Source organism: Butyrivibrio sp. DSM 10294, from assembly GCF_028539135.1.
Taxonomy (GTDB): domain Bacteria; phylum Bacillota; class Clostridia; order Lachnospirales; family Lachnospiraceae; genus Butyrivibrio.
Map to the genome: position 1 here is coordinate 131167 of NZ_JANSWL010000049.1, position 7984 is coordinate 139150.

The window sequence follows — 7984 nt, forward strand, 5'->3', positions numbered from 1 at the left end:
ACCCTTTGTATACTAATTACTCGCCGGGTGTGTAGTGATCGAGCACGTCGATCCAGCTGCCTACTGTGAAGGATACTTCTGAGCAGTATACGGGATCTTCAAGAACAAGCTCGCCATCTGTTGTCCACCAGTCATAGCCACGGTCGTTCTTTGCAGGGAACTCGTCTCCGCCGCCCTGTGAATGCTGGAAGGTTGCTTCGATCTCAGCTGCTACGTTAGGGTTAGCTGAATAGCCGCCCATGTCCTTGCCCCATGCTTCAAAGCCTTTTTCTGTGCAGGTCATATAAGCGATGAATGCGCATGCTGTCCAAGGAAGAGGACTGTTCTTGGTAAGGAAGAGGTAGTGGCAATAGCCATAGCCGCCGATTCCTGTGTAGCCATCCTGATAAGCTGCTACGTTGATGTTGTTAACTGATACAGAAGCTGACTCCTCAACGCTGCGAAGCTTGGAATAAACAAGAAGTCCTGCCTGATCTGTAGCGGAAGCATCTACAAGTGTGTTACAGATAGGTCCGTCATCGGTCTGCTCGTTGTAGTTGTTAACCCAGAGCTTGATCCATGCAAGGGCATATGCGCCGTTTGCGCCAAGGCCAAGGTCGTTTGCATCTGTCTGCATTTCCTGAACCACGGGCTCGAAATATGCTTTCTTGGTATCGTCGAGGGCATCATAAGCTTCTTTTAACCATGTAGCGTACTTGTCTTCTGTGAGCATCATCAGGAAATTCTTTCCTACGATCTCAGAGTCAACGCCCATGAAAAGAGGGTGATTGCCTTCGTATACGAAATCCCAGCAGTTGTTATAGGTTGCTGAACCTGTGTTGTTGTACATGAAGACCTTATTAAGTGTCTGAAGAGGAAGGAAGCCTGTGTATGCATCGGCTGTAGTACCGTTGGCATCTGCCCATTCCTTAGGGATGAAGGTCTTTAAGATGTCTGTATCAACCATCTTGGACTGAATCTGGTTACCGTCCTGGATAAGAGTCATGGCAAAAGTGCCTTCGCTCTTAAGGGAGTCAGATGTGAGCTGCTCAAAGATCTTGTTGTTCTTGGGCTGCTGCCACTCGAACTCCATGCTGTAATTGGGATCGATGGTCTGCAGATACTCGATAAACAGAGGAAGTGCGGACTTACCACGGCTGGAATTACCTACGCCGTAGAAGGTCTTGCCGTTGGACTCCTCGATGGCCTTGTTGGCCAGCTCTTCCATTGTCATTCCCTCTGCCTCTGCGATGATGGCATCGATTCCTGTAAGTTCTGCTGCCGGCTCAGCTGCAGGTGTCTCTGCTACTGTAGTGTCAGCTGTCTGTGTATCTGCTGTAACCTGGGTGTCAGTTGTTGGTGCTGTCTCTGCTCCACCACCGTTTCCTGCTTCTCCGCAGCCTACAAGTGATGAAACTACCATTGTAAGTGTCAGAATTGTTGCTAAAACTTTCTTTCTCACTATTGTTTCCTCCTTTTACATTGACCCGGAATAAAAAAATGTAACCACCGGGCAGTTCTTTACCCTATGGTTACATTCTAGTTACAATTTGTTCATATTTGCAGAAGACAAAACTGATATTATTTGTAGATTTCTGACAAATTGTGAAAATTCTGTGATTGGGGTCTGACCCCAATTTTTTATCCCAGGCCTTTAGTCTGATAGTCAGAGGGTGTCTTCCCAACAAGCTTCTTAAAAGTATTGGAGAAATACGCAATATCCTGGTATCCCACCTTATCAGCAACTTCGTATACTTTCATATTGATGTCTTTTAAATAATCCATAGCTTTTCGAATTCTGTATTTCGTCAAGTAGTTGCCAATACTTGTATCTGTCTCAGCCTTAAACAACCTGCTGATATGTCCCTCAGAGACACTCATGGATTCCGCCAACTTTCCAATGCTGAAATCCGTCTCAGGATAATGCTTTTCAATATATTCGATTGCTGTCTGGACGTATCTGTTCTCCACTGCTTCCTTTGGCTTGATCGCAATCAGCTCATTCTCCAGCTCCTTCGCCTGAGCATTGGTATTGGGATGAAGATGAAGGAGCCTCTGTATCGCTCCCTCCAGCTCACCATCCTGGAAGGGCTTCAAAAGATAGTCCGACACCCCCAGCCTCACCGCCTGCCTCGCATACTCGAATTCGCTGTAGGCAGTAAGGAAAATAATCTTCGTCTCCGGGTATTTATCCAGTAGCTTTTCCGCCAGTTTTATTCCGTCCATTCTTGGCATTCTGATATCGGAGATCACAAGGTCAGGGCGTACTTTCTCCGCAACCTCCAGTGCTTCTTCGCCGTTGGAGGCTTCTCCCACAACCTCGCACCCGATCAGCGACCAGTCCGTGTCGCCCTTGATGCCCATGCGGACATACTTTTCATCGTCTACTATTAGTACCTTAATCATTATCCTTCCGGCTCCTTCTCCATATACGGCAGCGTCACTATCATTACCGTTCCGCCCTGCGTCGGCCTAAACGCCATAACCCCATACTCTTTTCCATAGTACAGTCTGATGATCGTATTGACATTGTTAAGTCCCAGATGCCCCTTAAGCGTCTCCACATCATCGTTATTAAGTGCCTGCATCATCTCATCGCTGATGCCCTTTCCGTCATCCTGAACAGATATCTTCAACAGGTCCTTCCCATCTCTCCTGTCTCTGATAGCTGCCACATAGATATGTCCGTTGATTGATTCGTCCATTCCGTGAATAATGGCATTCTCAACAATCGGCTGCAGTATCAGCTTCGGGATAATGGCCCCCTGCAGCTCCAGCGGCACATCGATCGTAATCTGGAACTTATCATCAAACCTTATCTTCTGAATATCACAGTAGTTCTGCACCAGCTCCAGCTCCTTTGACAAAGGACAGAACTGGCTCTCTGATATACTCGTCCTGAGAATTCCCGCCAGCGACGCTGACATTGTGGCCACCTCAGGCACCTGATTGGCCTTGGCCACCCACTTGATGGTATCCAGGGTATTATACAAAAAGTGTGGATTGAGCTGCGCCTGCATCATCTGAATCCTGGTCTCGTTGACCTGTCTCTCCGCAGCCACCCGCTCCTCCATGGTATCCTTCAGCTGGGTTGTCATCTTATTAAAGCCCGTCGCCAGCTGCTCGAACTCATCCTCTCTGGCAAGCTCTATCTTGGTGTCAAAATCTCCTTTTCTGAACCTCTTCATAGCAAGAGCCAGCGTCTTGATGGGCTTGGACAGATAGTTGCTGAGCCTTGATGCCACAATAAGACACACCAGAATACTGATAAGAACCTGCATCAGAATGATCTGGTATCCTGCCTTGATAGCGCTCTCCTCCAGCGCCGGCGGTGTAGTATAAATGGTCAAAAGATCATAATCCCCAAGCTCATTTATATAGACATTTCCTGTTATCCCCGTGTCAAAAAGAAGCCCTTTCAGCAGGTTATTTCTTATGATTCCCAGCGTCTTACCGTTCTCTGCCGCACCTATAAGACAATAGGGCCTGAAGTACTTATTGGTCAGCATGAAGCCGTCCTTGGAATTGATCTCGCTCCCCAGCTGATTCTTTATCTCCTCCTGCTCAATCCTGATAACGGCAAAGCCCGGTGTTTCCCCCTCCGCAATCTGCCTTGCGATAAGTAGCGCCGCTCCGCTCTCCGACGCATGCCCCGGGTCAAGGCCGTAAGCCGTCACTCCCGGTCTTGAAGCAGACTCCTTGAGCACCGAATAATCAAGGGGCAACGAATCTGACTTATATCCGCTTCTTGTGCTGTACTTGCAGAGTTCGCCCATATACAGATCAATTGTGGAAAAGCTCCTGATATCCTTGGTCTTCTCATACAAGGAAGAATATATCTCCAGGGAATTCTTCCTTCCCGGAGTCAGCGCTTCCTTGATGATTTCATCGCTCTCAAGACTTACCAGTGCCTTCTCCGACTGATCGATCATAGTAAGAATCTTCTCAGCGATTATGTGCTCCTGCTCCTTATCCCGTTTTTCATAGTCCTGCTTAACCCTGGCCTGGAATCCCTGCAGCGTCAGAATCCCTCCGAAACTGACCAGCACAAGCGTAACCGCAAGTAGGACCACAAAGATCTGTCGTTTAAAGGACTGTCTGATAATTCCCATACTCAGCCCCCTTCCTTGTCGGTCAGCTCGCTCCAGAGCTTCAGTATCTCAGGCTCTTCCAGGGCCGATCTCTCAATGTCAAAATCAATCTGCTTTATCCTGCCATATCCTGCAGACAGACTAATATCCTGCCTAATGGGCCTTCTGAAGAACTCATCCATAGCGTAGTTCTGGGTATCAAGGCTCACCACGAAGTCAATGAACTGCCCCGCATTGTAGGAGTGAGGCGCATTTTTTACCATGGCGCAGCCATCAGGTACAGCGCTGGTTCCATCCGACGGATAGACCATGCTGATGTCGTAGCCGGCCTTCATATATTTGCGGGCAGTCTCCTCCAATGTGATCCCCACAAGGAAGCTACCGTCTGACACCTTGGGAATTATCTGTCCTGAAGAGCTAAGAACCTTCCCATCCAGCTGCTCATAGAACCTTGGCAAAAGAGTATCCACCGGCTCCTCAAAGAGCTGCTCCATAGTAGACACTATCGTATAGCTGGTGCCTGAGTTCAGCATATCCGCAAAGGCAATCTTGCCCTTCCACCTTGCGCTCATAAGATCTTTCCAGCTCTTTGGTGCATCCTTTTTGGCCACCAGCTTGGAATTATAGATAAATACGATAGGCAGCTCCGTAAAAGGTGTATAGTAATTGCCCACAGAAGCATAGTTTGGATCAAGCTTCTCCCTGTCCTGTGCTCTGTAGGGTAAAAAAAGATCCTTGGACGCCTCATAACTCTCAATGCCGCCCCCAAACATGATGTCGCACTGTCCATTCTCCGAAGCCTGCCTTGCCTGCTCCAGCATCTGCCCGGTTCCTCCGGCGTGAACCTCCACCCAGATTCCTGTTCTGTTTTCAAATTCGCGAATGATGGGAAGATAGACCTCTTCCTTATGTGAAGTGTAGACGATGAGCTGTTTCTCATCGGGTACGGTATATTTTTCCGAGATATATTTAACGGTCTTCGCTCTCTGCACATTTTCGCATGAAGACAACAGCAGTATTGCCGCTCCGGCAGCTGCAATCAGCAATATTTTTAACAGCCTTCCTGCTTTGTTCCCCATAGAACACTTCTCCCCCAATGTATCTTAGATATACTCTATTTTACTATACCGATAATCTGTTGTTCAAACATTCTTGATTCCGCGCTCTTAGTGTGCTAATATACTTAAGTTAGTTCATGTTTCCGTAGCTCAGCAGGATAGAGCGTTCGCCTCCTAAGCGAAAGGTCGTGCGTTCGAATCGCATCGGGAACATTCGCGAAGGCTACAAGCCATGCAAAAAAGGATACATAAAGGCTCGATGGGAGTTTACTCACGAGAGAGCTTTTATGTATCCTTTTTTATAGGGCGACAGCCCGCGGAGAAGGAAGCTCTGCTTCCTTCGTCGCGCATGGCGGTAGTCCACATATGGACCTGGGGGACGGGGTTTGTTGTCCATTTATAATCGAGTAGGCTGACTCCTACTCGAGATTGGGGTCTGACCCCAATCTCTTCAGGAACTACTGACTATGCATGAAAGCGATGAAGCCTTCCCTTGATTATCAAAAGCATAAGAGAGATTATGCAGGCATAAAGTGAAGTAAGCACCATTACAGCAAGGTTTGCTCCGATGGTCGCAGGGTCAGACAGATGTTGCATGAAGATAACGAAACCAATCAGTACAACACAGATACCGGCAAGAAGCGTGGTCTTTATACCAAAGCTTAAGGCATGTTCTGATTTTTCTGATAACTGCATAAGTTCTTCATCGGAATAGCTTTTAGAGGATAAAAGCAGCTTGAAGCTTCTGAAAAAGTCTGCAAAATGTCCGGAAGCACCAAGGATAATAAGCTGAATTCCTAGCAGTGAAACTAAGGATGGAGGATCTATGAAGTAGATAATCATGCCTACTCCACCGGATATAATCGTGATCAGAAAAATAAAAAGGCACAGCAAAATAATACCGACAATAGTTCCGACAATGGCCTTTCTGCCCTGTCTTTTAACATTCTCATTTGTTTTTATAAGCTCTACCATATTCTCTTCCGCCTTTCCGTTGTAATCCATGCTGGATAGGCGCTGTCCGGATAACAGTTCATTGATACTAATATCAAGTACCTTACAAAGATCAGACATAATGGATGTGTCAGGCATACCGCGTCCGGTTTCCCATCGGGAGATGGCCTTGTCACTGACTCCGATTTCCTCTGCCAGCTGTTTCTGGGTCAGTCCTTTTTCTTTTCTGATATCAGATATGAATTGTCCCGTTTTCTTTTGATCAATCATCTATTTGCTCCTATCAGCGAATTATAAGTTGCAACTTAAGCGTAAGAGATTTCTAAGCATATTGTAACCTATAGAACGTAGAATAGAGTATATTTTTGACAATATACCGATGTATACGAATCGTAGATACAGCGAAATGGACCACAAACCCCGTCCCCCAGGTCCATTATCATATGACGATGTTATTCCCACCAATGCACTCCTGCAGTGCTTTGAACTGATCATCATCTCCGAAATACACCGAAAGTTCACCAAGGCGATAGGATAGCATTTCAGTTTCTGTGCCAACGAAGTGTTTTCCATTATTTGACATATCACTCTCGACCTGGTCACAGAATACTGAAGTGAACTTGCGCTGCACTGCCTTGTCTATAGAATCATAGACTTTAGCCATCTCCTCTGCTTTCAGAAGATACTCCATAGCCTTAGACTTCTGATCCATCATTGCATATAGTTCCGCAATTCTTCTGTAATTCCATCCAAGCTTCCTTGAATATTCAAGATAATTCCCATCAGATATAATAGTGGTCAAAATTGTGTTTGCAGAAAGTACATATTCAAGCTTTTGTTCAGGTGATAATGACGCTGAAAAGCCATATTCTTTTTGGAAAGCGATTTTCACCAGAGTGTCGGAAATATAATCAGCCATTGTCAAAATATTTTCCTGAAGCTGCTTCTTTTTATCCTCTCCGGAAAGTACCTCCCCAAGCAGTACTTCCTTTGAGTGCATGATATCTGTCATGCTGTCCGCAATTTTCATAGCCGCAGAAACATTCCCGGCCTTCATGTAATAGCTACATAGCATGGATAGTGCCTTGGACCTGTCAGTTTCATCTTTGCTCTCTTCCACAACTCTCCGGCACAGGGAAAAAATCTGCTCAGAAAAGCGCTGCTCAGTATAAGCCGCTACCTGAGCGCTGTTGCCGCCTTCAAAAAGATCCATAACCTCAGCAAGATTAGTACAAAAGTGCAGGTCCCTTGGAAACATTTTTCTGGCTTCCAGCATTACTTCATATGCTTCATCAAGATCCCCCTCTTTTCTATAACTAAGATATTTCTGCTCAAGCTCAGACCTTGTAATCTCGGATTCCTCATCCTGAAGACCAAACAGGTAATCCGTCGAAACTCCGAAATACCGCGCAATCACAGGTATTAAGCTGATATCCGGTGTTGATATTCCGTTTTCCCATCTGCTGATACTCTGAAATGAGACATTCAGTTCCTCCGCAAGTCTCTCCTGCGTGAGATTTTCTGCAATTCGAAGTTCTTTTATTTTTGATCCCAGATTATTATTCATTTTGCTCTCTTTTCTATTATTGCAATAATGTGTAATTCAGCTGTACTGTAAGTGTAGCAAAGAATTATAATTACTTACATAACATTGTACGAGAAAGATAATTCTCATTGTATGGAAAAATGATTGAAAAGGGAAAACAATGCTTTTTAAATAATGTGCCGAATGTGGCCATATTTGAAATAAAAAGACTAAGAATAAATTCTTTAGGTTAGAATCGCTGTAAGGTCAAACGAAAAAGCAGCTTGAATTATAACAATAACTGCCCTTTCGTTTGATCTTATTGCGATTTAACCTAATTGAACAAAGTAAGCGTCCGTGGAGCCTATACATATGGG

The 7984-nt window shown here is 45.6% G+C and carries 6 protein-coding genes and 1 tRNA gene; 1 reads left to right on the forward strand and 6 read right to left on the reverse strand.

Annotated elements, in window-relative coordinates:
* Window positions 1-16: 16 nt before the first annotated feature.
* The 4 genes from NXH67_RS04500 to NXH67_RS04515 form a co-directional block, all read right to left on the reverse strand.
* Entirely contained in the window at window positions 17-1441 is a 1425-nt protein-coding gene (locus tag NXH67_RS04500) for a hypothetical protein (RefSeq protein WP_022777421.1), read from the reverse strand.
* Window positions 1442-1620: 179 nt separating this feature from the next.
* Window positions 1621-2385: a response regulator transcription factor gene (locus NXH67_RS04505; RefSeq protein WP_272796559.1), complete on the reverse strand. Its 765-nt coding sequence runs from the start codon at window positions 2383-2385 to the stop codon at window positions 1621-1623.
* Window positions 2385-4091 carry a sensor histidine kinase gene (locus tag NXH67_RS04510; RefSeq protein ID WP_022777419.1) on the reverse strand — a complete coding sequence of 569 codons (1707 nt, stop codon included), beginning with the start codon at window positions 4089-4091 and terminating at the stop codon, window positions 2385-2387. Before NXH67_RS04510 ends, NXH67_RS04505 begins: the two co-directional genes overlap by 1 nt.
* A 2-nt stretch (window positions 4092-4093) precedes the next feature.
* Window positions 4094-5149 carry an ABC transporter substrate-binding protein gene (locus NXH67_RS04515; RefSeq protein ID WP_272796562.1) on the reverse strand — a complete coding sequence of 352 codons (1056 nt, stop codon included), beginning with the start codon at window positions 5147-5149 and terminating at the stop codon, window positions 4094-4096.
* A gap of 118 nt (window positions 5150-5267) precedes the next feature.
* Between NXH67_RS04515 and NXH67_RS04520 the strand changes: the two genes are divergently transcribed.
* A tRNA-Arg gene (locus tag NXH67_RS04520) sits at window positions 5268-5341 on the forward strand.
* Between the two features lie 252 nt (window positions 5342-5593).
* On the opposite strand, the gene NXH67_RS04525 is transcribed toward NXH67_RS04520, so the two are convergent.
* On the reverse strand, window positions 5594-6352 hold the full coding sequence (locus tag NXH67_RS04525; RefSeq protein ID WP_272796564.1) for a helix-turn-helix domain-containing protein: 759 nt from the start codon (window positions 6350-6352) through the stop codon (window positions 5594-5596).
* Window positions 6353-6521: 169 nt separating this feature from the next.
* Entirely contained in the window at window positions 6522-7649 is a 1128-nt protein-coding gene (locus tag NXH67_RS04530) for a helix-turn-helix domain-containing protein (protein ID WP_272796565.1), read from the reverse strand.
* Between the last annotated feature and the right edge of the window lie 335 nt (window positions 7650-7984).

Excerpts from the sequence above, each read along its gene's own strand:
- NXH67_RS04530 (WP_272796565.1), bottom strand. The coding sequence starts at position 7,649 with ATGAATAATAATCTGGGATCAAAAATAAAAGAACTTCGAATTGCAGAA.
- NXH67_RS04505 (WP_272796559.1), bottom strand. The coding sequence starts at position 2,385 with ATGATTAAGGTACTAATAGTAGACGATGAAAAGTATGTCCGCATGGGC.
- NXH67_RS04525 (WP_272796564.1), bottom strand. The coding sequence starts at position 6,352 with ATGATTGATCAAAAGAAAACGGGACAATTCATATCTGATATCAGAAAA.
- NXH67_RS04510 (WP_022777419.1), bottom strand. The coding sequence starts at position 4,091 with ATGGGAATTATCAGACAGTCCTTTAAACGACAGATCTTTGTGGTCCTA.
- NXH67_RS04515 (WP_272796562.1), bottom strand. The coding sequence starts at position 5,149 with ATGGGGAACAAAGCAGGAAGGCTGTTAAAAATATTGCTGATTGCAGCT.